At 73.0% G+C, this 25,569-nt stretch carries 17 protein-coding genes; 10 read left to right on the top strand and 7 right to left on the bottom strand.

The window, feature by feature from the left end; all coding sequences use genetic code 11:
* Positions 1-10 precede the first annotated feature (10 nt).
* Positions 11-1,357 carry a glycoside hydrolase family 6 protein gene (locus tag ACYVLT_RS02890; RefSeq protein ID WP_461118485.1) on the top strand — a complete coding sequence of 449 codons (1,347 nt, stop codon included), beginning with the start codon at positions 11-13 and terminating at the stop codon, positions 1,355-1,357.
* 152 nt (positions 1,358-1,509) lie between these two features.
* Here ACYVLT_RS02890 and ACYVLT_RS02885 read toward each other — a convergent pair whose 3' ends face one another.
* Positions 1,510-2,862 (bottom strand): extracellular catalytic domain type 1 short-chain-length polyhydroxyalkanoate depolymerase, encoded by a 1,353-nt coding sequence (locus tag ACYVLT_RS02885; protein ID WP_461118484.1) that lies wholly within the window; start codon positions 2,860-2,862, stop codon positions 1,510-1,512.
* Positions 2,863-3,134: 272 nt separating this feature from the next.
* Between ACYVLT_RS02885 and ACYVLT_RS02880 the strand changes: the two genes are divergently transcribed.
* Positions 3,135-4,163: a PaaX family transcriptional regulator gene (locus tag ACYVLT_RS02880; protein ID WP_461118483.1), complete on the top strand. Its 1,029-nt coding sequence runs from the start codon at positions 3,135-3,137 to the stop codon at positions 4,161-4,163.
* 85 nt (positions 4,164-4,248) lie between these two features.
* On the opposite strand, the gene ACYVLT_RS02875 is transcribed toward ACYVLT_RS02880, so the two are convergent.
* The 4 genes from ACYVLT_RS02875 to ACYVLT_RS02860 form a co-directional block, all read right to left on the bottom strand.
* Positions 4,249-5,673, bottom strand: a complete 1,425-nt coding sequence (locus tag ACYVLT_RS02875) for an endo-1,4-beta-xylanase (protein ID WP_461118482.1) — start codon at positions 5,671-5,673, stop codon at positions 4,249-4,251.
* A gap of 404 nt (positions 5,674-6,077) precedes the next feature.
* Positions 6,078-7,277 carry a hypothetical protein gene (locus ACYVLT_RS02870; protein ID WP_461118481.1) on the bottom strand — a complete coding sequence of 400 codons (1,200 nt, stop codon included), beginning with the start codon at positions 7,275-7,277 and terminating at the stop codon, positions 6,078-6,080.
* A gap of 64 nt (positions 7,278-7,341) precedes the next feature.
* Complete coding sequence (locus ACYVLT_RS02865) at positions 7,342-9,117, bottom strand: ABC transporter permease subunit (RefSeq protein ID WP_461118480.1); 1,776 nt, start codon at positions 9,115-9,117, stop codon at positions 7,342-7,344.
* A gap of 6 nt (positions 9,118-9,123) precedes the next feature.
* Positions 9,124-10,641 (bottom strand): ABC transporter substrate-binding protein, encoded by a 1,518-nt coding sequence (locus tag ACYVLT_RS02860; protein ID WP_461118479.1) that lies wholly within the window; start codon positions 10,639-10,641, stop codon positions 9,124-9,126.
* Positions 10,642-10,888: 247 nt separating this feature from the next.
* Between ACYVLT_RS02860 and ACYVLT_RS02855 the strand changes: the two genes are divergently transcribed.
* The 4 genes from ACYVLT_RS02855 to ACYVLT_RS02840 are packed head-to-tail and all read left to right on the top strand — an operon-like array spanning position 10,889 to position 15,982.
* Complete coding sequence (locus ACYVLT_RS02855; RefSeq protein WP_461118478.1) at positions 10,889-12,385, top strand: ABC transporter substrate-binding protein; 1,497 nt, start codon at positions 10,889-10,891, stop codon at positions 12,383-12,385.
* A gap of 5 nt (positions 12,386-12,390) precedes the next feature.
* The gene (locus ACYVLT_RS02850; protein ID WP_461118477.1) at positions 12,391-14,193 is read left to right on the top strand and encodes an ABC transporter permease subunit; all 1,803 of its coding nucleotides are present in this window, start codon (positions 12,391-12,393) and stop codon (positions 14,191-14,193) included.
* A complete protein-coding gene (locus ACYVLT_RS02845; RefSeq protein WP_461118476.1) occupies positions 14,190-15,197 on the top strand; it encodes an ABC transporter ATP-binding protein in 1,008 nt (335 codons plus the stop codon). The genes ACYVLT_RS02850 and ACYVLT_RS02845 overlap by 4 nt, the downstream gene beginning before the upstream one ends.
* Complete coding sequence (locus tag ACYVLT_RS02840; protein WP_461118475.1) at positions 15,194-15,982, top strand: ATP-binding cassette domain-containing protein; 789 nt, start codon at positions 15,194-15,196, stop codon at positions 15,980-15,982. The genes ACYVLT_RS02845 and ACYVLT_RS02840 overlap by 4 nt, the downstream gene beginning before the upstream one ends.
* Positions 15,983-15,996: 14 nt before the next feature.
* Here ACYVLT_RS02840 and ACYVLT_RS02835 read toward each other — a convergent pair whose 3' ends face one another.
* Entirely contained in the window at positions 15,997-17,634 is a 1,638-nt protein-coding gene (locus tag ACYVLT_RS02835) for a PucR family transcriptional regulator (protein WP_461118474.1), read from the bottom strand.
* Between the two features lie 216 nt (positions 17,635-17,850).
* Here ACYVLT_RS02835 and ACYVLT_RS02830 point away from each other — a divergent pair, with 216 nt between their 5' ends.
* Genes ACYVLT_RS02830 through ACYVLT_RS02820 form a run of 3 tightly spaced genes read left to right on the top strand, consistent with a single transcriptional unit; the run spans position 17,851 to position 23,407 of the window.
* A complete protein-coding gene (locus ACYVLT_RS02830) occupies positions 17,851-19,110 on the top strand; it encodes an aspartate aminotransferase family protein (protein WP_461118473.1) in 1,260 nt (419 codons plus the stop codon).
* A complete protein-coding gene (locus ACYVLT_RS02825; protein WP_461118472.1) occupies positions 19,107-21,974 on the top strand; it encodes an FAD-binding and (Fe-S)-binding domain-containing protein in 2,868 nt (955 codons plus the stop codon). The genes ACYVLT_RS02830 and ACYVLT_RS02825 overlap by 4 nt, the downstream gene beginning before the upstream one ends.
* On the top strand, positions 21,971-23,407 hold the full coding sequence (locus tag ACYVLT_RS02820) for an NAD-dependent succinate-semialdehyde dehydrogenase (protein ID WP_461118471.1): 1,437 nt from the start codon (positions 21,971-21,973) through the stop codon (positions 23,405-23,407). Before ACYVLT_RS02825 ends, ACYVLT_RS02820 begins: the two co-directional genes overlap by 4 nt.
* Positions 23,408-23,427: 20 nt before the next feature.
* Here ACYVLT_RS02820 and ACYVLT_RS02815 read toward each other — a convergent pair whose 3' ends face one another.
* Complete coding sequence (locus ACYVLT_RS02815) at positions 23,428-24,174, bottom strand: IclR family transcriptional regulator (protein WP_461118565.1); 747 nt, start codon at positions 24,172-24,174, stop codon at positions 23,428-23,430.
* A gap of 259 nt (positions 24,175-24,433) precedes the next feature.
* On the opposite strand from ACYVLT_RS02815, the gene solA reads away from it, so the two are divergent.
* Positions 24,434-25,567 carry an N-methyl-L-tryptophan oxidase gene (solA, locus tag ACYVLT_RS02810; protein WP_461118470.1) on the top strand — a complete coding sequence of 378 codons (1,134 nt, stop codon included), beginning with the start codon at positions 24,434-24,436 and terminating at the stop codon, positions 25,565-25,567.
* Positions 25,568-25,569 lie beyond the last annotated feature (2 nt).

The raw sequence follows: 25,569 nt of genomic DNA, 5'->3' as shown, positions 1-25,569 counted from the left end.
GGGTGACACGATGACGCGCAGGAAACGGACGGCGGCCGCGTGCGTCCTCTCCAGTGCACTCCTGGCCGGGACGGTGGCCCTGGCGGTGAGCGGCGGTGCGACCGCGCAAGCGGCCGACTCGGCGTTCTACGTCGACCCGTCGAGCTCCAGCGCGAAGTGGGTCGCCGCCAACTCCGGCGACTCGCGGGCGTCGGTCATCCGTGACCGGATCGCCTCGGTGCCGCAGGCGCGGTGGTACACCACCACCAACACCTCGACGGTGCGCTCGGAGATCAGCTCCTTCGTGGGCGCGGCGGCGTCGGCCGGGAAGATCCCGATCCTGGTGGTCTACAACATCCCCAACCGCGACTGCGGTGGGGCCAGTGGTGGCGGCGCGCCCTCGCACCAGGCCTACCGGGCGTGGGTGGACGAGGTCGCGGCGGGATTGGCCGGTCGTCCCGCGACGATCGTGCTCGAACCCGACGTGCTGCCGATCATGAGCAACTGCCAGAACGCCGACCAGCAGAGCCAGACCAGGGCGTCGATGGCCTACGCGGGCAAGAAGCTGAAGTCCGGTTCCGCGCAGGCGAAGGTGTACTACGACATCGGCAACTCGGCGTGGCTGAGCCCGGCGGAAGCCGCCAACAGGCTCCGTGCCGCCGACATCTCCAACAGCGCCGACGGCATCGCGTCGAACGTGTCGAACTACCGCAGCACGTCCGACGAGGTGGCGTACACCAAGAACATCCTCAACGCCGTCGGCGACGGCAGGCTCACGGCCGTGATCGACACCAGTCGCAACGGCAAGGGCCCGCAGGGCACCGAGTGGTGCGACCCGCCCGGGCGGGCGATCGGCACGCCCAGCACGACCAACACGGGCGACTCCAAGATCGCCGCGTTCCTGTGGGTCAAGCTGCCCGGTGAGGCGGACGGCTGCATCGCGCCGGCCGGCCAGTTCGTGCCGCAGCGCGCGTACGACCTGGCGATCGCGGCGGGTCCGACATCGACGACAACGTCGACGACGACCACGACGACCACCACCACCACCACCTCGGGCAACAACCCCGGCGGCGGCTGCACGGTGACCCATCGGGTGGTCAGCAAGTGGTCGGACGGGTACACCGGCGAGATCGTGATCGTGAACCGGGGACAGGCCGTCAACGGCTGGACCCTCACGTTCTCGTCGCCCGGTGTGTCCGTGATCCAGGGCTGGAACGGGACGTGGACCGACACCGGCGACGTGGTCCGGGTCACCAACGCGTCCTGGAACGGGTCGCTCCCGACCGGCGGCACGACGACCATCGGTTACAACGCGGGCTACAACGGAGCAACACCGCCGTTCGGCTCGCCCGTCCTGAACGGCACCGCGTGTTCCTGACACCGTAACCGACCCTGAAGCGGTTCCCCGTCCGGTCATCGCCTCCGCCGGACGGGGAACCGCCACGAGAACCAGAACGCCCCGGCCACCTCTCGGTGGCCGGGGCGTTGTGGTGTGCGGTGGGCCGGGACGGCTCCGGCGCACCTGCCCGATCAGGCGGTGGAGCAGGCCGTGCCGTTGAGGGTGAACGAGGTCGGCTTGGCCGTGTTGCCGGTGTGGGTGGCCTGGAACCCGATGCCGACCGAGCCGTTCGGCGGGATCGCCGCGTTGTAGGAGACGTTGCGCGCGGTCACCTGCCCGGACGACGGCGAGTAGGTGGCGCTCCAGCCCGAGGTGATGGTCTGGCCGCCGGGGAGGGTGAAGACCAGGGACCAGCCGTTGATCGCGGTGCTGCCGGTGTTGGTGATGGTGATGCTCTCGGTCAGGCCGGTGTTCCACGCGTTGACGGTGCTGACGACCCGGCACGAGTCGGACCCGGGCGTCGTCGTCGTTGTCGTGGTGGTGCTCGTGGTGGTGCTCGTACTCGTACTGGTGGTGGTCGTGGTCGTGGTGGTCGAGGTGGGGCCGGTGCGGTCCAGACCGAAGAACTCGATCGCCCGCGCGGCCATGCCGGTGGAGGGCAGGCTGTGCCCGGCGCCCTGGATGCTGTACGCCTCGACCTGGACGGTGCCGGAGGTGTCGGCGTAGCGGCGGCGGTTCCAGTTGGGCTGCGGCGTGTCGGTGGACGTCGGCGTCTGGCTGAGGCCGAACACGTTGGTCCACTGCTCGATGGTCTCCTGGAGCAGCGAGTACGGCACGAGGGTGTCGTTGGTGCCGTGCCACACCTGCACCCGCGGCCGCGGACCGGTGTAACCCGGGTAGGCCTGCCGGACCGCGTCGCCCCACTGCTGCGGGGTCCGGTTCGCGCCTCCGCTGCCGGTGCACCGGCTGCTGCCGGGCGGGAAGTCGGCGGCGTTCGCGAAGCAGTTGAACGGCACGCCCATGAACGCCGCACCGGCCTTGAACACGTCCGGGTAGAGGGCCAGCATGTGGTTGGTCATCATGCCGCCGGACGACGAGCCGGTGGCGAAGACCCGGTTCGGGTCACCGCCGTAGCGCTGCTGGACGTACGTCACCATCGAGATGATCGACACCGGGTCGCTGCCGGCGCCGCGCCGCTTGGCCGTGTCCGACCAGGTGTCGAAGCACTTGCCGAACCCGGCTTCCTGCTGCGCGCTGGGGTAGATCACGACGAAGCCGTGCCGGTCGGCCAGCGAGGCGAACTCGCTGCCCGAGTAGAAGCCGGGACCCGAGCCGCCGCACCCGTGCATGGCCACCAGGATCCCGGGACTGGCCGGGCGCGAGTCCGGCGCGTAGACGTGCATCCGCATCCCGCCGGGGTTGCTGCCGAAGTTGGTGACCTCGGTCAACGACGCCGCCGATGCGGGTGTGGGAGCGGTGGCGGCGAGGCCGCCGACGACCAATGCCGCCGTTGCGGCGAGTAAGAGACTTCCTCTGATCTTCATGCGCTCGACTCCTTTGTTCCGCGCGCGACCGGACGGGGGAAGTTGGCTGCGGGCCGGGAAACCCGACTGCGGCGAAGGGGGAGATCCACGCGTGGACGTGCCCGCCGGATGCTGTCGTGCCTGGTCGAGGCTGCCCGCACCCGTTATGTGACACTTAGCTTGGACCTCGATCACGAAACTGTCAATCAACCGTCTCGACAGTTGCGGCCTGCTCCGCTCGCGCCGATTACAGTCGGTTCCGACCGCTCTCCCGAGCCACCGCCGGAGCCGCCGTGACGAGCCCTTATGACATCGAGGAGATCTTCCCGGACGACGCCGCGGGCCCGGTCCGGCTGCCCCGGCGGCAGGCGGGCAACTCACCGCAGGGACTGACCGTGACCCTGCTCGCCGACTACACCCTGCGCACCCGGGCCTGGCTGCCGTCGGCGGCCATCGTGGCCCTGCTCGCCGAGGCCGGGGTCAGCCACGCGGGCGCCCGCGCCTCCATCAGCCGACTCGCCCGGCGCGGCGTGCTCGAAGGCAGCAAGCAGGGCCGCAACAGCTCGTACCGGCTCACCGAGGCCGTCGCGACCGTCCTGTCCACCGGCGGACGGGCGATCGTCTCCTCCGCGGTCGACACCGGGACCTGGGACCGGCGGTGGACCCTGATCGCCTTCTCACTGCCGCAGGACGAGGTCGCCAGGCGGCGCGAGTTCCGCAGCCACCTGCGCTGGCTCGGGTTCGCGCCCCTCTACGACGGTCTGTGGATCTCGCCGCACGACCTCGCCGACAAGACCAGGTCCTACCTGGCCGACCTCGCCTTCGGTGCCTTGACCGTCTTCCGCGCCCGCCACGTCGAAGTCGGCTCGGTCGTCGGCCGCAACCCCCTCGACGCCTGGGACACCACGGACATCGCCCGCCAGTACGAAGCCTTCATCCAGAGCTGGAGCCCGCTGCTCGACCGGGTGCGCGACGCCCGGGTCACCGGGGCCGAGGCGGTCCGCGCGCGCACCGAGGTCATGGACACCTACCGCCGGCTGCCCTACCTCGACCCCCGACTGCCGCTCGACCTGCTTCCCCCGGGATGGCTGCGCGAACCCGCCCGCGACCTGTTCACCGCCGTCTACGACGGCCTCGCGGGCCCGGCCGCGGACCACGTCCGGGCCGTCGCGGGCAGGTTCACCACCGGACCCCTCACCGACATCCGGGCGCACACCGTCGCGGACCTGCTGGACAGCGTGCGCAGCGGCAGCGGCGCCGGCGCCGGCTTCGGCGAGTCGCCGTCGACGCGCCCCCGAACCGGGTCCGCCGTCGAGCCGTGATCGCGCGGCGCCCTCCTGGCCTGATGCACGACGCCGGCGACCGGAACGAGTCCGGTCGCCGGCGTCACCGGCGCTGTGCGGGCACTCAGCCGGCGGAGCAGGTGAGTGAGAGGGCGCCCGCGGTCCCGTTGGCCTGGAAGCCGAACTCGGTGGATCCGCCGGCGGGGATGCCGCCGTTGTAGGCCACGTTGGTGAACGTCACCGAGCCGGTGTTGCCGCTTCGCCCGGCGTTCCAGGCGTTCACGATGCTCACCCCGGACGGCAGTGCCACCGACGCGGACCAGCCGTTGACGCTGGACGAGCCCGCCGAGACCTTGATCGTGGCCACGAAGCCGCCGTTCCACTGGTCGAGCGCGGACACGGTGGCCGCGCAACCGCCCGGTATCGGCGTTGTCGTGGTGGTCGACGTCGTCGTGGTGGTGGACGTGGTCGTGGAGGTCGTCGTCGAGGTGGTGGTCGTCGTCGTGGTGGTCGTGGTGGTGGAGGACGGCGGGGCCGCGTTGAGCGCGTTGAGGACCGAGGTGTAGGCGGGCTTCTTGTTGCCGGAGCCGTCGAACAGCAGCGGGGTGCCCGAGGAGCGCCAGGAGTCGGTGTCGCGGATGCCCCAGACGGTGATGCCGGTGCAGCGGGTCACGGCGAGGCAGGCCTTGACGACGCGTTCGTAGTTCGACGCCTGCGCGGAGCCGGAGCCCTCGATGTCCAGTTCGGTGATCTGGACGTCGACGCCGAGGTTGGCGAAGTTCTGCAAGGTGGTCTGGTAATTGCCGGGCACCGGGCTCTGGGGGTTGAAGTGGGACTGCAGGCCGACGCAGTCGATGGGAACGCCGCGCTGCTTGAAGTCCTGCACCAGTCGGTAGACGGCCTGGGTCTTGGCGTGCGTCCAGTCGTCGGTGTTGTAGTCGTTGTAGCAGAGCTTCGCATCCGGGTCCGCCGCGCGCGCCGCGCGGAACGCCGCCTCGATCCAGTCGTTGCCCGTGCGCTGCAAGTTCGAGTCACGGCGTGCGCCGGAGCTGCCGTCCTGGAACGCCTCGTTCACCACGTCCCACGCGTAGATCTTGCCCCGGTAGTACGTGGCCACCTTGGTGACGTGGTTCAACATCGCGTTGCGCAGTGCCGAGCCCGACATGTTCTGCATCCAGCCGGGTTGCTGGGAGTGCCATGCCAGGGTGTGGCCGCGTACTCGTTTGCCCTGGGATCGGGCGAGGTTGACGATGCGGTCGGCGTTGCCGTAGGTGAACTGGTTCTGGTTGGGTTCGGTGGCGTCGATCTTCATCTCGTTCTCGGCGGTGACCATGTCGAACTCGCGCTGCAGGAGTCCGGAGTAGGTCGAGTCGCCGAGCCGGCCCGCGGCCACGGCCGTGCCGAAGTACCGGCCGGTCTGCGCCGCCGACGCGCCGAGCGTGCTCGCGGCCGAGGCCGTCGTGGCCGTGAAGATCACCGCGCCACCGGTTGTGGCCACCAAAGCCGTCACGAGCGCTGCTCGTGACACTGACCTCGCTGTCAGCTTCATGTGTGACACCTTCTGAGGGACAGCCGCCGCGTGTCCGACGGGTAGTGGTGAATCGGGCTCGTCCAGGCTTTCCGTGCGCGATGATTCGCGGGAGGACAGCGGCGGATCCGGAATCGACGAACCGGGTGAACGGGTTCGCCGCTCGAAACTTTAGGCGGAAGTTTCGACGGGCTGTCCCTGGATCGACCTGGATGCCGGAAGTATCCCACCTATTGTGGGCGCTCACAAGCGTTGTGCGGGCCTGTCGGCCGTGTCGCCAATGGCATATGCCGAGCTAAAAGGGTGCTAAAAGTTTCGTACTGCTCCATTGGCGGCAATGGCTTCGTACACCGGCCGCGCAATAGTCGTGCGCGCGGGCATTTCGATTCGACCGCGCCACCTCGTCGCCCGTCGGCCACCGGAGCTCATCGTGCGCCGCGCGATTCACCGGGGCCGCCGTGGCGCCGCACAGCCAGGTAGACCGCCCGGACCGCCAGCGTCCGCTCGATCCCGGCGATGATCGGTGCGAAGAACCGCTCGCGGTGATCGGTGTCGCTCATCGAGGTGATGGTGAAGTACATGCTGCCGAACGCGGCGAAGAGGGTGGCGTTGCGCAGCAGCGCCACCGGCACGGCAGGCAGCAGGTCGGACTTCGCGGCCGGTGCGCCGATCCACTGCTCGGCCGTCTCGGGCGTGACCACGATCAAACCGAGGACGATGAAGAACCCGAACAGCGCCAGCCCGACCACGGCGGCTTGCACGAGCTGCCGGGTGGCGAGCACGACCAGCAGGTTGCGGGACTGGCGGCCGTTGAGCGGCACCGCGCGGAAGGGCTCCTCGCGCGCCAGCTCCTCGATCGGCACGGAGGCCAGCGGTGTGCCCTGGCACGCCGCCGTGAGCAGGGGCGGGCTGAGGTCCTGCTCGACGCGGCCGATCTCGTCGCGCAGGCGCGCGGCCGCGGCGAGGACGGTGACCGCGGCGAACAGCAGGACGACGAGCACGAGCCGCCAGGTCGTGAACCGGTTCATCGCCTGCCACAGCTCACCGGTGAAGAACAGGAACAGGGTGACGAACAACATCGACGGCAGGGCCCGCCCGAGCAGGTGCGTGCTGTTGCGCAGGTCCTGCACCACGTGCACGATCGCCCGGCGCAGCAGCGTGCCGAACCCGTAGGTGGTGGCCACGAGCGTCGCGGCGAAGGCCCCGGCGAAGAAGAGGACGAACCCCGGCAGTCCCACGTCCTGCCCCGCGGGCGCCGTGACGTCGTCGTCGACGGCCAGTTGCATCAGGGGCGCGGCGACCGGCATCGCCGCGTACGCGACGAGAATCGCGACGGTGGCCGTCGGCGAGAAGCGGGGCAGCCGCCGCAGGAAGGTCCGCACGGTCACCCACGCGGCCGCCGTCACCACGAGCACGACGCCGAGCAACGCCCACCGATGGGCGCCGGCGGTCTTCAGCGGCACGAGCCACGCGAGGCTCCCGAACGTCACGAAGACCAGTGCGGGCAGCATCCTGGGCAGGATGTGGGAGACGAACCCGTAGCCCTCGATCATGGTCGGGGTTCCACTTCGGACGAACCAGCGTTCGGTCTGGCGCCCGAGCCCACGGGATGCGGTGAACGGCATGGCGCAGATGATGCCCCCTCGTCCGGGTGCGGGTAGCGGCGCGGTACCGGTGTGGCCTCCTCGGTCAACCAGCCGTGGCGCTTCCGGCCCTGCGCCTCACCGACGCGGTGCCGGACATGGCCAGGACGGAGAGCAGCACGAGCGCCGAGGCCGGGCCGAGCACCGCCCAGGGCGCCAGTTCCAGGTACGGCTGGCTCTCGGCCAGCAGCCGGCCCCACTCGGGTGTGGGCGGTTGGTCGCCGAGCCCGAGGAAGCCGAGCGACGCCAGCACGAGGACCGTCGTGGGCAGGCGCAGCAGGGCGTTGCGCAGCACGGCCGGCAGCACGGCGGGCAGCAGGTGGCGGCGCAGCAGGTGCGTCGGCCCGGCACCGCACGAGATCGACGCCAGGACGTGGCCGCTCGCCCGTTCCTGTTCGGACAACGCCGCGGTCTGCGCCGCGTAAGGGGTCCAGCCGACCAGGCACACCGCGGCCGCGGCACCCCACACCGAGGGCCCGGCGACCGCGGTGGTCAGGAGTCCGACCAGGACGGCGGGCAGCGTCGACATGACCTCGGTCAGCCCCGCGGTCACCCGCCCCGCCACGCCGAGCAGCACTCCGGTGACCACGCTGACCGCCGTCACCGCGAGTGCCAGGCCCGCGGTGCGCAGCGCACCGTGCCCCAGCCGGGCCAGCAGGTCGCGGCCGAGCGCGTCCGTGCCCAACGGGTACGTGACCGAGGGGGGCAGCAGGCGGGCCGTCGTGTCGACGTGCAGCGGATCGCGCAGCAACCCGAGGAGGACGAGCGCGAGCAAGGTCGTCGCGCAGAACCCGGCCACCCGACGGGTGGAGCGCCGCGGCCGGAGGACCGGTGCGTGCTGGGCGTTCAGCCCGCCTTCTCGCAGGGCCGGCCCGAGCAGGGCGTGCCGCAGGGCCTGGACGAGCATCCCGGCGGCGACGCCGAGCAGGGCGAGGGCCAGGGTCGCGGTCTGCAACGGCGGGAGGTCCTGGGCGATGGCGGCGTCCAGGGCGAGTCGGCCGAGCCCCGGGATGTTGAAGATCTTCTCCACCGCGACCGCGCCGCCGACGAGGGCGACGACGGTCGGCAGGAACTGGGGCAGCACCCCGGCCACCGCACCGCGCAGTGCCCGCAGGGCGATGCGGCCGGGCGGGATCCCGCAGGCGTGCCACGTCCGCACCCACGGCTCGGCGAAGGCGCCGGGCAGGGACTGGTCGAGCAGGCCGCCGATCATCGCCCCGGACGGCACGCCGAGGGCGAGGGCGGGCAGCACCATCGACGCCGGTCCGGCCCAGCCGCTGGACGGGAACCACCCCAGCCACACCCCGAACACGGTGGCGAGCAGCGCGGCGAGGAGGAACTTGGGCAGCGCGGCGAGGAAGGCGGCACCGGTGCCCGCCCGCCCCGGTGCCGGCGCCTGCCGTGCGCCGAGGTGGAGGGTGCGCGCGCTGACCAGCGCGGCCACCGCCAGCGTGACCACGAGCGCGCCGAGCATCAGCGTGGTCGAGACCGCGAAGGCGCTCGTCACCTGCGGGAGGACCGGTTCACCCGACACCCAGGAGGTGCCCGCGTCGCCGCGCGGCAGTCCGCCAAGCCAGTGCGCGAAGTGCCGGAACGGTCCCTCGTCCAGGCCCAGTTGCTCCCGCACCGCGGCCAGTTGCGCGGGGGTGGGGTCCTGGTCCGCGGAACGGGCCCGCAGGACCGTCAGCGCGGGGTCCGTCCCGGACAGCCAGGGCAGCAGCGTGACGGCCGTCAGCAGCCCCGCGCCGGCGGCGACGCGCCCCGCGCCCGCCCGCCACCGGGGCGGGCGGGCGTCGACGCCGGTGGACGTGGTGCCGATCATCCGCCGCTACTTCAGGCGGGTGTCGAGGTCGATCAGGGAGCGCTCACGGGGGTCGAGGCGCACGCCCTCGACATTGGCGCCGACGCCCTGCACGACCTTCTCGTGGACCAGCGGCACGAGGGCGTCGGTGCGCAGGACCTCGGCTTCCGCCGACATGATCTTCCGCTGGCGCAGCGCGGTGTCGCCCTCCTCGGCGGCGGAGCTGATGGCCCGGTCGACCGCGGCGTCCTTGACCCGGGCGATGTTGTAGACGCCGCTGCCGGCGAAGTCGCTCGCGAGGTACGCGACCGCGTCGCCGGTGTCGAGGAGCGTGACCCTGGAGAAGACCAGCGCGTCGTACCTGCCGGCCAGCAGGTCGGCCTCCATCTGCGTGTACTCGCGCACGTCCTGCCGCACCGCGAACCCGGCCTGCTCCAGCTGCTGCTGGAGGACCGTCGCGATCTCGGGCAGTTCGGCCCGGTTGGTGTAGGTGGCCAGGCGCAGCGGCGTGCCCTGCGTCTTCGACCTGACCTGGTCGGCGGTCGCGGCCGCCGCCCGGCCGGTCACCTCGACCCGCTGGTCGGCCGCCCACGGGATGGCGGGCCCGAACAGGCCGCGCGCGACGTCGGCGTACCCGCCGAAGACCGAGTCGACGAGCGCGGCACCGTCCACCGCCTCGCGGGCGGCCGCGCGCAACGAGGCGTCGGCGAAGACCCCGTCCGCGGTGTTGAGGACCAGGCTGTCGGTCCGGACGGAGGGCACCTCGTGCCGGGTGCCGGCGTCCAGCAGCTTCGCCTGGGCGGTGGGGATCCACTCGGCGATGTCGACTTCACCGGCGCGCAGGCCGTTGGCGCGGGCGGCGCCGTCGGCGATCCAGGTCACGTCGATCCCGGGCGCCTGGGCCTTGCCGCCCCAGTAGTCGTCGAAGCGGTCCAGGGCCGCCTTGGTCTTCCCGGTGAGGTCGGTGATCCGGAAGGGACCGGTCCCGGTGCCGATGGGGCTGACGGTGCCGTCCTGCGCGTAGGCCTTCGCGGCGAAGATGCCCAGCGCGGGGCTGGCGAGCCGGAGGGGGAGCACCGGGTCGGGGACCTTCGTGGCGATCGTGACGGTGTCGGCGTCCACGGCCTTCGCGGTCAGCGTCACGTCGCTGAGGACGCGGGGCTTGGCCTTCGCGGCGCCGGCGTGGTCGAGCGCGTTGACCACGGACTCGGCGGTGACCTCGGTGCCGTCGTGGAACTTCGCCCGGCGCAGCTCGAAGACCCAGGTCGTGCCGTCCGTCCGGGTCCAGGACTTCGCCAGCGCGGGCGCGGCGGCTCCGTCCGCCCCCAGCGCCGTGAGTCCTTCGGCGACGGAGAGCTTGCTCAGCACGGTCGCGTCGTTGCTGTACGGGGACAGTGCCTGCGCTGGGGGCACCGCGAGCGCGACCCGCACCCGGCCGCCCGACCCGGTTCCCGCGGCCGGGTCACCCGAGCCCGACACGAAACAGCCCGCCAGCAGCGGGACGAGGGCGAGCGCGGCGACGACGCCACGGGTGGTTGAGCGCATGGTGGGTCCTATCAGGGCAGAGCGGCGATGACGTCCCGGCTCACCGGAGGGCGGCGAGGGCGACGACACCGTATAAGGCGAGCCTTACCAATCCTCCGGTGAGGTGATTGAAGTCTCAATGATCCACAAGCGTCCCCGCGCGGCGTCGTGCGCCGATCCCGGGCACATCGTGGGACGAATTAGTTGGAAACGATTGTCATGAGCTACGGTCCGATCGTTCACTCTTCAACGACCTCGGGACAGGCTCATGCACCACCGCACACCCCTGGCCGCCGCCGGCCTCATGGCGGTCTCCGTTCTCCTCACCGGCTGCTTCGCGTCCGGGGCGACCGGAACCGACGACCCGTCCGGTGAAAGCCGGATCAAGGTGGCGATGATGCTGCCGCCGCGGTCGGGGTTGTCGCCGTTCAGCGACGACGCCTTCAAGCTGTCCCGCTGGTCGACGGCCGAGACGCTGGTGAACCTGGACGAGAAGGGCGACGCGCGGCCCGCGCTGGCCACCCGGTGGAGCCGCACGTCCGACACGACGTGGGAATTCGTCGTCCGGCAGGGCGTGACGTTCCACGACGGCAGCGTGCTCACCGCGGCCGTGGCCGCGAACACGCTGACCCGCGCGATGAAGGCCTCGCCCAAGCCGCGCATCCTCGACGGCGTCCGCCTGGAGGTCCGCGCCGAGGCCGACAAGGTCGTGCTCACCACCGACATGCCGGATCCCCTGGTGCCGCAACGACTCTCCTCGCCGCAGCTGTCCGTGCTGGCCGAGCGGGCGTACGCCCCGGACGGCAAGGTGAACCCGATCGGCGCCGGCAGCGGCCCGTTCGAGCTGGTGCGCGTCAACGGCACGACGGGCGCCACGCTCGACCGCTTCGACGGTTACTGGGGTGACAAGGCGAAGGCCGCGGGCATCGACGTCTCGTTCGTGCCGGACGGCGCCGCCCGCGCCGCGGCGATCCGCAGCGGTGAGGCCCACGTCGTGGAGGCGGTGCCGGTGTCCCAGGCCGCGCTGCTGGACCAGCGGACGATCACCGAGGTGCCGATGCCGCGCACCAACACCCTGTACCTCAACACCAGGACCGGGCCGTTCGCCGATCCCGCCCTGCGTGCCGCGGCACGTGAGGCGATCGACGCCGAGGCGATCGTGAAGGGCGTGTACGAGGGACGGGCCGACGTGGCGCGGGGCCTGCTCGGCCCGGCGCTGCCGTGGGCGGCCGAGGGACGGAAAGCCTTGGGCGACCGGACGAAGGCCGCGGCTCCGACGGGGGTGACCATCACCCTCGCGACGTTCACCGACCGGGCCGAGCTGCCCGAGGTCGCCTCGGTGTTGCAGCAGCAGTTGCAGGACAAGGGGTTCACGGTGAACCAGGTCGTGCGCGAGTACGCGCACATCGAGCAGGACATGCTGGCCGGCAAGTTCGACGCGTTCATCCTGTCCCGGGCGACGGTGCTGGACTCCGGTGATCCCGTCGCCTACCTGAGGTCGGACTTCGCCTGCGACGGGTCGTTCAACATCGCGGGGCTGTGCGACCCGGCGGTGGACGCCGCCGTGGCGAAGGCGGCGGGGGTGGAAGCCGGTGATCAGCGCCGGGCCGCGATCCTGGAGGCCGAGGCGGCGGTGCTGCGGACCGACGCGGCGATCCCGATGCTGCACGAACGCGTCATCCAGGGCGACCTGACGTCGGTGGCGGACTCGGCCAAGGACCCGCGCGAGCGGATGCTGGTCACCGCGGCCACCCGGTTGAGGTGAGCGGAGTGTCGGTGCGCGACCGCGCCGGTGCGCTCCTGTCCCGCGCCGGTGCGCTCGCGTTGGTCGTCGCGGTCGTCGGGTCGCTGCCCTGGCTGTCGGGTCGCGACGCGACGCTGTCGGTGCTGCGTGCCCGTTCCGCCGAACAGGAGGCGACCCCGGAGGCGCTGGCGTCCGTGCGGCGGGAACTCGGCCTGGACGCGGGGCCGGCGGGGCTGTTCGGTGACTGGCTGGGCGGGGTGCTACGCGGTGACCTCGGGCGGTCCTGGGTCAGCGGCGGCGACGTGCTGCCGTCGGTGCTGTCGGGTCTGGGCGTCTCGTTGACCCTGATGGGCGCGGCGTTGGTCGTCGCCCTGCTGGTGGCCGGCGCGTTGTGCGCGCGGACGGTCGTGCGCGGTGCGCGGGGCACGCTGCGCGGAGGTCCGGGCGGCGGCGGTGCCGCGGCGCTGGCGGCGTTGCCGGAGTTCCTGGTCGCCACGATCCTGTTGATCGTCGTCTCGGTGTGGTTGGGGTGGTTCCCGCCGTACGGCTGGGACGGACCGCGACACCTGGTGCTGCCCGCGCTCGCGATGGGCATCCCGGCGGGCGCGGTGCTGGGACGACTGGTCGACGACGCGCTGCCGGCCGCGCTGGGGGAGCGCTGGGTCGGGTTGTGGCGGTCCTCGGGGTGCACGCCGCGCGTCATCGCGTGGGCGGCGTTGCGCCGCGTCCTGCCACCCCTGCTGCCGCAGATCGGCCTCGTGGCCGTGGGTCTGACCGGTGGCGCGGTGGCAGTCGAGACCGTGTTCGCGGTGCCGGGCATCGGCCGTGCCGCCCTGGGCGCGGCGGAATCCCAGGACTTGCCGCTGCTACAGGCTTCGGTGCTCGTGCTGGTGCTCCTGGGCGTGATCGCGGGAGCGGCGGCGTCGCTCGTCCGGCGCCGGCTGCTCGGTCCCGGGTTGCGCGACGCCGCGTTGTCGCTGCCCGCGCCGGTGGCGGGGACGACCGGCCGTGCGCGGCGGGTGGTTCCGCTCGTGTGCGCGGTGGTGCCGGCCGTGGTCATCGGCTGGGGGCTGCTGCTGGAGCCGCTGCGGCTGGACGTGGCCGACCGGCTCGAGGGCCCGTCGTGGGCGCACCCGCTGGGCACCGACTCGCTCGGCCGGGACGTCCTCGCCAGGGTCGGCCACGGCGCCGCCGCGACGCTCGGTGTGGCGGCGGGCGTGTGCCTGTGCTCCTACGTGCTCGCGATGGTGCTGGGGTTCCTGCCGAGCCTGGCGTCGGGCGTGGCGGAGACGGCCAACGCCGTGCCCCCGGTGATCGCCGGCATCCTGGTCGCCGCCGTGCTCGGCCCCGGCGCCCTGGGCGCGTCCATCGCGGTCGCACTCGTGTCCTGGCCGCCGCTCGCCGCCCACGCGGCGGCCCTGGTCCAGGAAACCCGCGCCGCCGCCTACGTGACGGCGTTGCGCGCCATCGGGTCGCCACCGTCGTGGATCCTGCTGCGCCACGTGCTGCCGGCGGTGGCCGGTCCGGTCGCCCGCCACGCCGTCCTGCGCCTGCCGATCATCGCGCTCGCCCTGGCGTCCCTGGGCTTCCTCGGGCTCGGCGCGCAGCCACCCGCACCGGAGTGGGGCCTGATGCTGGCCGAGTCGTTGCCCTACGTGGAGCGCGCTCCGCTGGCGGCACTCGCGCCGGCGGCGATGCTGCTGCTGCTCGCCGCGCTCGCGGTCTCGTTGTCCACGCTGCGCGGACCGGGCCGGACGGATCACGGGCCGTTCGGCGCGATGCGCAGGCGACGCCTGATGCCGATCGTCGAAGGGATCGGTGCGCGATGAGCGCCGGAGCGCTGCTGGAAGTCCGCGACCTGCGGATCACCGCGACCCGGCCGCACGAGGTCGAACTGGTGCGCGGTGTGTCGTTCGACGTCACGGCGGGCGAGATGCTCGCCGTGGTGGGGGAGTCCGGTGCCGGGAAGTCCCTCACCGCGCGAGCCGTGCTGGGGTTGCTGCCCGCCGGGATGCGCGTGCGCGGTCGGATCCGGTTCGACGGCGGGGAACTGGTCGGTGCCGCGGGTGCGGCGCACCGGACGTTGTGGGGACGTCGGATGGCCTTCGTGCCGCAGGACGCGCTGTCCGTGCTCAGTCCCGTGCACACGGTCGGAGACCAGCTCGCCCTCGCCGTCCGGTCCGTGCGGGGCGGCGGTCGTCGGGCGGCGCTGGCACGGGCCGTCGCCGCGCTCGACCGCGTCGGCATCCCGGACGCCGCCCGCCGCGCCCGTGCATACCCGCACGAGTTCTCCGGCGGCATGCGCCAGCGCGCGGTGATCGCCATGGCGACGGTCAACGAGCCGGACCTCGTGGTGGCCGACGAGCCGACGACCGCGCTGGACCCGACCGTCCAGGCCCGGATCCTGGACCTGCTCGGCACGCTCCGCGAGCGGGCCGGGATGGCGGTCGTCCTGGTCACGCACGACCTCGCCGTCGCCGCCGCGCACGCCGACCGGGTGCTCGTGATGTACGCGGGCCGGCACGTGGAGTCCGGTCCGGTCCACCGGGTCCTGCGCGAGCCGCGTGCGCCCTACACGGCCGGCTTGATCGCGTCGTTGCCACCGCGGCACGCGACGAGCAGGTACCTGCCCGCGATGGCCGGAACACCCGCGACGAGCGGTGCCCTGCCACCGGGGTGCGCGTTCGCCCCGCGCTGCCCGGCGGTGACGGACTCCTGCACGGCGCACGAGCCCGAGCCCACCGAGTGGCGGGACGGGCACTGGGCGTCCTGCCACCGGCTCGGCGAGCTGCCGCAACGCACCACCGACCTGTTCGAGGGGGCCGCGCCGTGACCGCGCCGCTGCTCGAAGTCCGCGACCTCGTCGTCCGCTACCCGGCACGGGGACGCCGGACCCCGCCCGTGACGGCGGTGGACCGGATCTCCTTCACCGTGGCCGCGGGGGAGACGCTCGCCCTGGTCGGCGAGTCCGGGTCCGGCAAGTCCAGCACCGCCGCCGCCGTGCTCGTGCTGCGCAAGCCGGACGGCGGGTCGGTCCGGTTCGACGGTCGTGAGCTGACCACCGTGGACGAACGCGGGCTCCGCACGCTCAGGCGCGGGATGCAGCCGGTGTTCCAGGACCCGCACGCCGCGCTCAGCCCGCGCAAGACGGTGTTCGACGCGGTCGCCGAGCCGCTGCACGTCCAGGGCCGCTGGGAGGCTGCGGCCGGTCCCGCGCGGGTGGCCGAGCTGCTCGACCTCGTGCGCCTCGACCGGTCCGTCGCCCGCAGGCTGCCGCACGAGTTGTCCGGCGGCCAGTGCCAGCGGGTCGGCATCGCGCGGGCGTTGGCGAGCGAGCCGAGGCTGCTGGTGCTCGACGAACCGGTGTCGGCGCTCGACCCGTCGGTGCGCGCCGGGGTGATCAACCTGTTCACCGAGTTGCAGGACGGACTGGGGCTCGCCCAGCTGTTCATCTGCCACGACCTCGCGCTGGTCCGGCACGTCGCGCACCGGGTGGCGGTGCTGCACCGCGGCCGCATCGTCGAGTCCGGCCCCGCCCGCCAGGTGTGCGACGCACCCGCCCACGACCACACGCGGGAGCTGCTGGCCGCCGTGCCCGACCGCCTGACCGAGTGGTGATCGGGATCCGGTGGTCAGCCCAGTCTCAGCACGTCCAGCGCCATGAGGGCCACGTGCAGCTCCGTGCGCCGCTCACCGGATTCGAGGTCGCAGTCGAGCAGTCGTTCGATGGTCGCCAGGCGCTGGTAGAGCGTCTGGCGGGAGAGGTCGCCGCGGCGGGCGGCGGTGGTCTTGTTGCCGGCGGCGTCGAGGTAGTGGCGCAGGGTGGGCACCAGGTCGGTCCGGTGGCGGTCGTCGTGCTCGATGAGGCGGCCGATCTGGCGTTCCACGTAGTCCTGCACGCGGATGTCCTCGCGCAGCGTGCGCAGCAGTTCCCGCAGGCCGATGTCGGACAGCTCGTGGTAGGGCTTGCCGACCTCGCCGGGCAGGACGGCTTCCGCGACCCGGGCCGCCTGCCGGAACGACCGGGCGGCGTGGGCGAGGTCGGTGACCTCGGAGCCGACGCTCACCACGGCCGCCGGATCGACGTCGAGCGCGGTGCGGCCGAGGTGCTCGACCGCAGGCCGCCACAGCTGGCCCGCGCGCAGCGCGAGCAACACGCCGACCCGCCCCGGGCTCAGCTCGCCCACCAGGACCGTGCCGGGCTCCAGCGCGTCGACCAGGGCGTCCCCGGCCGACGTGTCCACGAGCACGGCGACGTAGCCGGTGTCCTTGGTCGGCACGCCCAGTGCCGCCGCACGCACTCGTGCCTCGTCGGCGGAGCGGTGGCGTTGTTCGGCGATGTCCTGGAGCAGGTTGCCGTGGGCCCGGCGTTCCCACGTCGAGGTGTGGATGAGGCGGGCGATCGTCAACGCCATCGCCGTTCGCACCAGCACGGTGACGTCCTCGGGTCCGAACGCGGTGGCGCGCGCGGGTCTGCCCGGCACCGGCGGGGCGAGGGCGGGGAGCATGGCCACGCGGCCCCACCGCTCGCCGTGGTACTCCACCGGGGTCACCAGCCACCTCTCGGGACCGCGGACGTCGGTGTCGTCACCGGGTGGGACGGCTCGGGACCGGCGTTCCCAGTCGGCGAGCGCCTCGGCCGCGGTCCGACCCGCGACTTCGCAGAGGAGCGCCTGGTGCGCGAGGTTCTCCAAGACCACCGTGTGGCCGCTCATCTCCGCCGCGGCCCGCAGCACGTCCTCGGGGCCCGCGCCGCGCAGCGTCAACGCGGTGAAGGCGTCGTGGATCTGCTGCGTCCGCCGCATCGCCTCCGCGTGGCTGCCGAGGATCAGGGCGTGGACGACCTGGGTGACCTCGACGAAGTTGACGTCCTTGGCCAGCGTGACCAGGGGCAGGCCGCGGGTCCGGCAGGCGCGGACCAGGGCGTCGGGTGGCCGGTGGAACCTCCGGACCAGCTCGATCACCAGGGCGGCCGCGCCCACGTCGGCGAGCTCGTCCACGTACCGGCGCACCAGCGAGGGATCGGTCGGCAGGGGCATCCCGGTGGTCAGCACCAGCTCACCGCCCTTGAGGAACGACGCCGGGTCGGTCAGCTCGGTGATGTGCACCCAGCGGACGGGCCGGTCCAGGCCGGATTCGCCGGCGACCACCTCGGGCAGACCCGCCGCGAACAGCGGCAGGGCCAGGACGTCGGCCACGGTGAGCGCGCCGCCGACCACCGCCGGGTGGTCCTGCTCGCCGGACCGGGCGGTCCGGTGTTCGTCGTCCACGGCGTCTCCCTGCGTGCCCGGTCACTCTGACAAGCGGCTTCGACCTGCGCAACTGCGCCGGCGACGGCCCGCCGCGGCCGCGGTCGAACGGGTGCGGACCGCCGACGATTGACAAAACGTCCAAACCCCGTGCCTCAAGCGGACAGAACACGCGTTGTCGCGCCCACTCGCCGCCGTGATGCTCGGGATCGCCCCGCGAGACCCAGGGAGACGACCATGACCGCACTGTCACCGCACCTCCGCCAGGCCACGCCCGTGGTCGCGGTCCGAGGGGAGGGCGTCCACCTGTACGGCGAGGACGGCCGGCGCTACCTCGACTTCACCGCCGGGATCGGTGTCACCAGCACCGGTCACTGCCACCCCGCCGTGGTGGCCGCGGCCCAGGAGCAGGTCGGCACGCTCGTGCACGGCCAGTACACGACGGTGCTCCACCAGCCGTTGCGGCGGTTGGTGGACAAGCTCGGCGAGGTGCTGCCGGAGGGCCTGGACAGCCTCTTCTTCGCCAACTCCGGCAGCGAGGCGGTCGAGGCGGCGTTGCGGCTGGCGCGCCACGCCACGGGCCGGCCGAACGTGCTGGTCTGCCACGGCGGCTTCCACGGGCGCACGGTGGCCGCCGCGTCCATGACCACCTCCGGCACGCGGTTCCGGGCCGGGTTCTCGCCGCTGATGAGCGGGGTGGTCGTCACGCCGTTCCCGACCGCGTTCCGGTACGGCTGGGACGAGGACACCGCCACCGACTTCGCGCTGCGCGAGCTGGACTACGTGCTCCAGACCGTGTCCGCGCCCGCCGACACGGCCGCGATCGTCGTGGAGCCGGTGCTGGGCGAGGGCGGGTACGTGCCCGCGACCCGCCGCTTCCTGGAAGGTCTGCGCGAGCGCGCCGACCGGCACGGCTTCCTGCTGGTCCTGGACGAGGTGCAGACCGGCGTCGGCCGCACGGGCCGGTTCTGGGGTCACGACCACTTCGGCGTCGTGCCGAACATCCTGGTCACCGCCAAGGGCCTGGCCAGCGGCTTCCCGCTGTCCGGCATCGCGGCGCCCGAGTCGCTGATGCGGAAGGCGTGGCCGGGCTCGCAGGGCGGCACGTACGGCGCCAACGCGGTGGCCTGCGCCGCCGCCTGCGCGACGCTGGACGTGGTCCGCGACGAGAAGCTGGTCGACAACGCCGAGCGGATGGGCCAACGGCTGCGCGCCGGGCTGGAGGCGGTCGCCGCCACGACGCCGGCGATCGGGGACGTGCGCGGCCTCGGCCTGATGCTGGGCACGGAGTTCGTCACCGCGGACGGCCGCCCCGACGGGGAGACCGCCGCCCGCGTGCACCGCGCCGCCGCGGAGGCGGGGTTGCTCCTGCTGCTGTGCGGCGCGTGGAACCAGGTCGTCCGGATGATCCCCGCGCTGGTGATCGACGAGCAGGCGATCGACGAGGGCCTGCGGGCGTGGGCGTCCGCGGTCGAGGTGGGCGTGGTGGCGCCGTGACGGCGGACGCCCTGGCGCGTCTGCTCGCCCGCTCCGCACCCGGGATGCGGCTGGAGACCGGCGCGAGCGGCACCGCGCCGTACGCCTACGACGCCTCCAACTACCGGGTGCCGCCGCTGGCCGTGGCGTTCCCACGCTCGGTCGGCGAGGTGCGCGCCGTCGTCCTGGCGTGCCGTGAGCTGGGCGTGCCGCTGACCGCGCGGGGCGGCGGCACCAGCATGGCGGGCAACGCCATCGGCCCGGGTGTGGTCCTCGACTTCTCCCGCCACCTGAACCGGATCCTGGACATCGACCCGGAAGCGGGCACCGCCCGGGTCGAGGCCGGGGTGGTGTTGGACGACCTGCGCACGGCCGCGGCGCGGCACGGGCTCACGTTCGGCCCCGACCCCTCGTCGCACAGCCGGTGCACGCTCGGCGGCATGATCGGCAACGACGCGTGCGGCAACCGCTCCGTCCGGCACGGTCGGACCAGCGCGCACGTCGAGTCGCTGGAGATCGTCACCGCCGACGGGGTCCACGCGATCGCCGACCACACCGGACTGCGTGCCGTCGACCCGGCCGACGGCGAAGCGGTGGCGAAGCAGGCCGAGGGCGCGCGGCGACTCGTCGCGGACAACCTGGCGCTGATCCGCACCGAGCTGGGCCGCATCCCCCGCCAGGTCTCCGGCTACCAGCTGCACCACCTGCTGCCCGAACGCGGCTTCGACGTGGCGCGGGCCCTGGTCGGCACCGAGGGCACGTGCGCCGTCGTGGTCGCCGCGACGGTCCGCCTGGTCGCCACCGCCGAGGCGTCGGTCCTGCTGGCGCTGGGTTACGACAACCTCGTGGACGCGGCCGAGGACGTCCCCGAGATCCTGCGCTGGTCGCCCACCGCCGTGGAAGGCATGGACGAGGCCATCGTCACCACCATGCGCGCCCGACGCGGCCCGGACTCGGTCACCGGGCTGCCGGACGGGCGGGCCTGGCTGTACGTCGAACTCGACGGTGACGACGAGGGGGACGTCGGTGTGCGGGCCGCCGAGCTGCTCGACGTCCTCAAGGGCCGCGGGCGCGTGGTCGGCGGCAGGCTGGTGGACAGCGCCGCGCAACGGCGTTCGCTCTGGCGGGTCCGCGAGGACGGCGCGGGCCTGGCCGCACGCCTGGTGGGCGGCGGCGAGTCGTGGCCCGGGTGGGAGGACGCGGCGGTCGCGCCGGAGCACCTGGCGGACTACCTGCGCGGGTTCCGGGCGCTGCTGGCCGAGCACGGCCTGACCGGTGTGCTGTACGGGCACTTCGGCGCCGGCTGCGTGCACGTGCGCATCGACTTCGACCTCGGCACGGACTCCGGCCGGGCCGCCGCACGCCGTTTCCTCCGCGAAGCGGCGGCCCTGGTCGTGCGGCACGGCGGCACGCTCTCGGGCGAGCACGGCGACGGACGTGCCCGCGGCGAGCTGCTGGACGTCATGTACAGCCCGAGCATGATCCGGACCTTCGCCGCCTTCAAACGGCTCTTCGACCCGGACGGGCTGCTCAACCCCGGCGTCATCGTCGCGCCCGCCGCCCTCGACGCCGACCTGGTCCGGCAGGGTCCCGTCGTGCCGGACGGCCGACCCACGCTCTTCACGTTCCCGCACGACGACGGGTTCGCGGGTGCGGCCCGGCGATGTGTCGGCGTCGGTCGCTGTCGCGGCGACACGGGCGGTGCGATGTGCCCGAGCTACCGCGCCACCCGCGACGAGAACCACTCCACCAGGGGCCGGGCGCGCCTGTTGCAGGAGATGCTGCGCGGGGAGACCGTCCAGGACGGCTGGCGGTCGACCGAGGTCCGCGACGCCCTCGACCTGTGCCTGTCGTGCAAGGCCTGCTCCACCGACTGCCCGACCGGCGTCGACATGGCCACGTACAAGGCGGAGTTCCTGCACCAGCACTACCGGGGACGGATCCGGCCCCGCTCGCACTACTCGCTGGGCTGGCTGCCCCTCACCTCGGGCCTCGCCCGTCACGTCGCCCGACCGGTCAACGCGCTGCTGCGCGGACCGTTGGGAACGCTGGCGGCCCGGCTCGGAGGCGTCACGACCCACCGCGCGATACCCGCGTTCGCCTCGCGGCGCGCCCTGCGGTCGACGTTGCGCGACGTGCCGCCGACCACCGAGCCGACCGCGCTGCTGTTCGTCGACAGCTTCACCCGGGCGTTCCGCCCGGAGGTCGCCGGGGCCGCCCTCAGGGTGCTCGGCGACGCGGGGATCCCGAGCGCGGCCCGTGACGGGTTGTGCTGCGGTCTCACCTGGGTGAGCACCGGCCAGCTCGCCGTGGCACGCCGGGTCATGGCCCGCACGGTGGCCCGCCTCGACCGCGCACCGGACCGCGACCTGCCCCTCGTCGTCGCCGAGCCGAGCTGCGCGGCCGCCCTCAAGCGCGACGTGCCGGAACTGCTCGGCACCGACGCCGCCCGGCGCGTCGCGGCCCGCGTGCACACCCTGACCGGAGCGCTCGCGGAGTTGGCCGCGCCCGACTGGAGCCCGCCGCCGCTGCCGGAGTCCGTGCTGGTGCAGACGCACTGCCACGAGTACGCCACGTTCGGCGGCCGCCGGCCGGGCGACCTGCTGCGCCGGCTCGGCGTGCGGCAGGTGACCGAGACCGAGGGCTGCTGCGGCCTGGCGGGCAACTTCGGCTTCGAGGCACGGCACTACGAGACGTCCATGGCCGTCGCGGACCTGTCGCTGCGCCCGCGCCTGGACGACCTGCCCGCCGGCGGCGGCCCGGTCGTCGCCGACGGCTTCAGCTGCGCCACCCAGATCGACCACCTCGCCCGAGGCCGGGGCATCCGCGCGAGACACCTCGCCGAACTGCTCGACCAGGCGGCCCGACCAGGAGGAACACCGTGATCGACGTACCGAGGCAGTTGTTCATCGACGGAGCCTGGCTGGACGCGGCCGATCGCGCCACCATGCCCGTGCACGACCCGGCGACCGGCGAGGTGATCTGCCACGTCGCCGACGCGGGTCCCAAGGACGCCCTCCTCGCGGAGGACGCGGCCGTGCGCGTGCAGGAGGAGTGGGCGGCCACCGCGCCCAGGGCGCGCGGCGAGATCCTGCGCCGCGCGTACGAGATCATCGTCTCCCGCACCGACGAACTCGCCGCCCTGATGACCGCCGAGATGGGCAAGCCGCTGGCCGAGGCCAGGGGAGAGGTCGCGTACGCGGCCGAGTTCTTCCGGTGGTTCGCCGAGGAGGCCGTGCGGATCGACGGCGGGTTCGGCACGTTGCCGGACGGTCGCAACCGGATGCTGCTGATGCGCCGACCGGTCGGGCCGAGCCTGCTGATCACGCCGTGGAACTTCCCGCTGGCCATGGGCACCCGCAAGATCGGCCCCGCGGTGGCGGCGGGCTGCACGATGGTGCTCAAACCCGCGCCGCAGACCCCGCTGTCCAGCCTCGCGCTGGCCGGGATCCTGCGGGAGGCGGGGCTGCCGGACGGCGTGCTCAACGTCGTCACCACCTCGAAGGCGGGCGACGTGGTCGCGCCGATGCTGCGCGGCGGGCGGATCCGCAAGCTCTCGTTCACCGGCTCGACCCAGGTCGGCAGGCTGCTGCTGGCGCAGTGCGCGGACACCGTGGTGCGCGCGTCGATGGAGCTCGGCGGCAACGCGCCGTTCATCGTCTTCGAGGACGCGGACCTCGACGTCGCCGTGTCCGGCGCGATGACCGCGAAGATGCGCAACATGGGCGAGGCGTGCACGGCGGCGAACCGGTTCTTCGTCCACCGCTCCGTCGCCGACCGGTTCGCGCGAGGCCTCGCCGAACGCATGGGCGCGCTCGTCGTCGGACCCGGCGACCGGCCGGGTGTCGACGTCGGGCCGCTGATCGACGAGGCGGGCCGCGCGAAGGTCCGGGACCTCGTGGCCGACGCCGTGCGGCGGGGCGCCGAGGTGCTCGTCGGCGGCGCCACGCCGGACGGACCCGGCAGCTTCTACCCGCCCACCGTGCTGACCGGCGTCGACCCGGACAGCAGGCTGATGTCGACGGAGATCTTCGGCCCGGTGGCGGCGATCCTGACCTTCGACGACGAGGACGAGGTCGTGCGCCGGGCGAACGACACCCCGTGGGGCCTGGTCGGCTACGTGTTCACCCGGGAGCTGGACCGCGCGTTGCGGGTCAGCGAGCGGCTGGAGGTGGGCATGGTCGGCCTCAACACCGGGATGGTCTCCAACCCCGCCGCCCCGTTCGGCGGGGTCAAGCAGTCAGGTCTCGGCCGGGAAGGCGGCCGGTTCGGGATCGAGGAGTTCCTGGAGTACAAGTACGTCGCGGTGCCGGTGTGACCCGGCACCGCGTCAGCGGGTCATGAGCCGAGCCGGCGCGCGCCGATCTCCTCCGCCGCGCCGGCCACCAGCCGACCCCACTCGGGCAGCCGGGCGTCGTCGTACCGGGATGCGGGCATGGAGACGGCCACCGAGGCCAGCGGCGTGCCGTCCGAGTCAAGGACGGCCGACGCGATCGCGCACACGTCGGGCCGGTACTGGTTGAGGTTGACCGCGTACCCGTCGGCGCGCACCCGGTCCAGCTCCGCGCGCAGTTCCGCCGGCTCGGTGGGGGTCGCGTCGCTGTACCGTTCCAGGCCGCCCGCGACGAGCTCCTCGATGTCGGCCTCCGGCAGGTGGGCCAGTATCGCCCGCCCGGTCGCGGTGGCGTGCATCGGCGAGGTGTAGCCGACGTCGTAGAAGGTGCGCACCGGGTGGTTGGAGTCGACCCGGTCGACCACCACCATGCAGTGCAGCGCGTCGGGCACCGCCAGGTGGATGGTCTCGTTCACCCCGTCCCTGAGCCGGATCATCGGCTCGCGGGCCGCCGCGAACAGGCTGGAACCCTGAAGGGCCGCGGGACGCACGGCGAGCACGCGCACGCCGATCTCCCACCGCGTCGTGTCCTTGCGGTTCGCCCGCAGCCACCCCGCCTCGTTCAGGGTGACCAGCGTGCGCTGCACCGTCGACTTGGGCAGGCCGAAGATCTTCGTCAGCTCACCCACCGTGACCGGTTGGTGTTGCGCGACCGCCTCCAGGATGCGCAGCGATCGGACCACGCTCTTCATCTCCACCCGGTTCCCCCATCAAGCCGCTGTTTCGGATGCCGACACCTCTTGACTCCCCCGGAGCCGGGTGTCATTGTTCGTGCCAGATTCTAGCACGGTGTGCCACATAGTGGCACAGGTGATTCGGAAGAAGTGATCCGCGGCCCGGCCGTTCAGCCGGCCCACAATCGCGATCTTCCCGCTGCCCCCTCAGCCTCCGAGTCGAACGATCCGCGTCGGGCGCACAGCATGACCGCCCGAAGAGTCGAAAGGAACCCTCGTGCCTGCCAGGAAGCGAGTCGCCGTCGTCGGCGTCGGAACGATGGGCAGCCAGGCCGCCTGGCGCCTGGCGACCCGCGGCGCCGAGGTGGTCGGGTACGACCGCTTCGCCCCCGGTCACGACCGCGGCGCCGCCGGTGGCGAGACCCGCATCTTCCGCAGCGCGCACTTCGAGGACTCCCGCTACGTCCCGCTCCTCAAGCACGCCGACGCGCTGTGGGAGGAACTCCAGCGGGAGAGCGGGCGGGAACTGCGCCGCCTCACCGGCTGCCTGCTGATGGGTCCGACCGCGCACCACCAGATGGCCACCGTCCTGGAGTCCGTCGCCGAGCACGACCTGGACCACGAGGTGCTCGACGCGGACCTGCTCGCGAAGCGGTTCCCGCAGTACCGGATCGAGGACGGCGACGTGGCCGTGCTCGACCACCGCGCGGGCCTCATCCGCCCGGAGCTGACCGTCCAGACCGCCGCCCGCCGGGCCGAGGAACTGGGCGCCCGCATCCGCCGCTACACCCCGGTCCGCGAGATCCGGCCCGCCCGCGGTGGCGTGGAGGTCCGCACCGACGAGGGCGTCGACCGGTTCGACGCGGTCGTGGTCACGGTCGGCCCGTGGGTCAACGACCTGCTGCCCGGGCTGCCGTGGGAGGTGGACGTCCGCCGACTGGTCAGCGCCTGGTACGTGCCCACCACCGGCGCGTGGTTCGGCGAGGAGCGCCCGGCGTTCATCCGCACCGCGCCGACGCACTGCTACGGCCTGCCGTCACCGGACGGGGTCTCGGTCAAGCTCGGCCTGTCCCGCGCCCTGCACCGCCCGGTGGACGACCCGAACCGGCTCGACCGCACGGTGGCGCCGGAGGAGCTGGAGGTCTTCACCGAGCTGATCGGCCGGCACCTGCCGGACCTGCACCCGGACCCCGTCCGGCTCTCGGTGTTCATGGAGGGCTACACCGGGAGCAGCCGTCCGCTCGTGGGTCCGCTGCCCGGCAACGAGAACGTGGTGCTGCTGGCCGGCTTCTCCGGGCACGGCTTCAAGCTCTCGCCCGCCTTCGGCGACATCGCCGCCGACCTCGCGCTCGACGGCACGTCGGCGCGGCCCATCGACTTCATCTCCACCTCGAACCGCACGGAGGCGTGACG

Source organism: Saccharothrix stipae (assembly GCF_054781895.1).
Note: the sequence above shows the minus strand (reverse complement) of the source record. Positions and strands in the feature narration are given on the sequence as shown.

Coding starts and splice junctions, on each gene's coding strand:
- ACYVLT_RS02890 (WP_461118485.1), top strand. CDS start 11: ATGACGCGCAGGAAACGGACGGCGGCCGCGTGCGTCCTCTCCAGTGCA.
- ACYVLT_RS02875 (WP_461118482.1), bottom strand. CDS start 5,673: ATGAAGCTGACAGCGAGGTCAGTGTCACGAGCAGCGCTCGTGACGGCT.
- ACYVLT_RS02845 (WP_461118476.1), top strand. CDS start 14,190: ATGAGCGCCGGAGCGCTGCTGGAAGTCCGCGACCTGCGGATCACCGCG.
- ACYVLT_RS02815 (WP_461118565.1), bottom strand. CDS start 24,174: ATGAAGAGCGTGGTCCGATCGCTGCGCATCCTGGAGGCGGTCGCGCAA.
- ACYVLT_RS02870 (WP_461118481.1), bottom strand. CDS start 7,277: ATGCCGTTCACCGCATCCCGTGGGCTCGGGCGCCAGACCGAACGCTGG.
- ACYVLT_RS02855 (WP_461118478.1), top strand. CDS start 10,889: ATGCACCACCGCACACCCCTGGCCGCCGCCGGCCTCATGGCGGTCTCC.
- ACYVLT_RS02830 (WP_461118473.1), top strand. CDS start 17,851: ATGACCGCACTGTCACCGCACCTCCGCCAGGCCACGCCCGTGGTCGCG.
- ACYVLT_RS02885 (WP_461118484.1), bottom strand. CDS start 2,862: ATGAAGATCAGAGGAAGTCTCTTACTCGCCGCAACGGCGGCATTGGTC.
- ACYVLT_RS02860 (WP_461118479.1), bottom strand. CDS start 10,641: ATGCGCTCAACCACCCGTGGCGTCGTCGCCGCGCTCGCCCTCGTCCCG.
- ACYVLT_RS02865 (WP_461118480.1), bottom strand. CDS start 9,117: ATGATCGGCACCACGTCCACCGGCGTCGACGCCCGCCCGCCCCGGTGG.